The 2,375-nt window shown below is 53.8% G+C and carries 1 protein-coding gene; it reads left to right on the top strand.

Annotated features, from left to right (window positions below; genetic code table 11):
* Positions 1-39 precede the first annotated feature (39 nt).
* Positions 40-2,375, top strand: a 2,336-nt coding sequence (locus tag QLG00_RS01200; RefSeq protein WP_282470377.1) for a type VI secretion system Vgr family protein, incomplete at its 3' end; no start/stop codon positions are given.

A 2,375-nucleotide genomic window follows, 5' to 3' on the forward strand; every position in this document is an offset into this window, starting at 1 on the left:
TAAAATTCAACATAAGTATGAGTTTTACTGATAATAACAATGTCGATTAATCTATTTGGCGTATTAGAACGCTTGGGATTAGGCACACAGCAACGCGCCTTGCACGTGACCTTCTCAGATCCCGCCCTGAACAGTCAGGTGTATTTACAACGCATACAGGGACAGCAGCAGATCAATCAGGGCAGTACTGCCGAGCTGCTGTGCTTCAGCACGCACGCACAGATTTCCCTCAAACAATTTATCGGCTGTCAGGTTGCCGTCGATCAGGTCACCGATACCGGCCAGCTGTATCGCACCAGTGGCATCATCACTGCTGCCAAACAAGCACAAAGCGATGGTGCACTGACCAGTTATACCCTGACCCTGCAAGACCCGACCGCACTGTGGCACAAACGCCGCAACAGCCGCGTGTTTATGAACAAAAGCGTGCGCGAGATCAGTGAGCTGCTGTTTAGAGAATGGCAAACGAAAAGCCCGCTGTTTGCTGCCAGCCTGACGCTCGATACCTCAGGTTTAAGCCGAGACTATGACATCCGGCCATTTAGCATGCAGGCCAACGAAACCGATTACGACTACCTGACCCGACTCTGGCGCAGCGAAGGCATCAACTGGCTGATCGATGAAGCAGCCCTGACCGTCCCGACGATGAATACGCCGATACAGGCACAAGTACTGCGTCTGATTGACGACAACCAGCATTACACTGCCTTAAGCAGACAAGTCATACACTACCAGCGCAGCAGTGCCACCGAACCCTACGATACCCTGACACAGGTACAAGCCGAGCGGTCCCTGCAACCCACATCGGTCTATACCCAGCGCTGGCAAGCCGATGCCTTACAACAAGAAGAAGGCAGTGGCAGTGTGCAAAGCACCCAGCAACACAGCCAGCAACACGACAATGCCAGCCTGAATCTGGAAGATGCCTGGCACATCACACCGGCATGGATTGCTGATCTAGAACAACAAGATCAAGCCACCGTATCTGGTAATCCTCAGTTGGAACAGCTCAACCAGCAGATCAATGCCTATCACCACCTACAGAGCAAACAATTCAGCGCCCGTGGAAGCGTACGCGATGCACAGGTCGGCTACTGGTTTCAGCTCGAAGGCCATCCCGAACTGACCCAGCACAGCGCAGACGAGCGCCAGATGATCATTGTGGGCAAACACTACAGCAATCAAAACAACCTGCCCAAAGAACTACAACAACAGCTCAACTACAACGTACCCGAACAACGCCACCACAGCGAACTGACCTTGGTCCGCCGCAACATCAAAATCGTACCCGAGTACCACCCGCAGCAACACCGTCCACCGGCACATCCGCAACGCGCCAAAGTGGTGGGGCCAGAAGGCGAACAGGTACATGTGGACGAATGGGGACGCATCAAAGTCCGGTTCCTGTTTACCCGAAGTGAAGACCACAGCCATGATGGCGGCGCAGGCAGCAACGACAACGACACCGACTCGGCATGGGTCGATGTACTGACCCCATGGGCAGGCGAAGGTTATGGCGCCCGCTTTTTACCCCGTATCGGCGAGATCGTGGTGATCGACTACTTTGATGGCGATATCGACCGTCCCTTTGTGCTTGGACGCATCCACGAAGCGCAGCGAAGTCCGACCAAATTCGACATTAAAGGACAGTTACCGCATACCCGACACCTGAGTGGCATCCGCTCCGAAGAAATTCAGGGCAGTGGCTACAACCAGCTCCGCTTTGATGACACCACAGGACAGATCAGCAGCCAGCTCCACAGCAGCCATGGCGCGACCCAGCTTAATCTGGGCAATCTGAGCCACCCCAAAGAACAACTGGAAAGCGAAGGCCGAGGCGAAGGTTTCGAACTACGTACCGACCAGTGGGGAGCTGTACGGGCAGGTGAAGGGCTACACCTCAGCACCCACAAACAAGAACAGGCACAGGGCCAGCACCTAGATGCGAAAGAGGCCAGCCAGCAGCTTGAAAGCAGCCTGAACAATGCCAAAGCCTTAAGTGAAGTGGCCAAAAATCAGCAGACCGATCCGCTTGAAGTACTGGACAACCTCAAACAGTTCTTAGAACAAATCGAACAACAAGACCAGAACAAGGCTGCCGCATTTAAGCAAGCGCTGATGATCTTAAGTGCACCTAGCAGCATCGCCATGAGCAGTAACCAAGACATCCACCTGAGTGCAGACGGGCAACTGAGCCAGCATGCAGGAGACAGCCTGAACATAAGCACGCAAAAAAGTTTGATTGCACACGCCAGTGACAAGATTAGTTTGTTTGCAGCCCAGCAAGGTGCCCGCCTGTATGCCGGCAAGGGCAAGATCGAGTTACAGGCACAGGGAGATGGGGCGGATCTGATTGCACGGAAGGATATTCAGAT

The sequence above is a fragment of the Acinetobacter sp. V89_7 genome, assembly GCF_029967895.1.
Lineage (GTDB): Bacteria > Pseudomonadota > Gammaproteobacteria > Pseudomonadales > Moraxellaceae > Acinetobacter > Acinetobacter soli.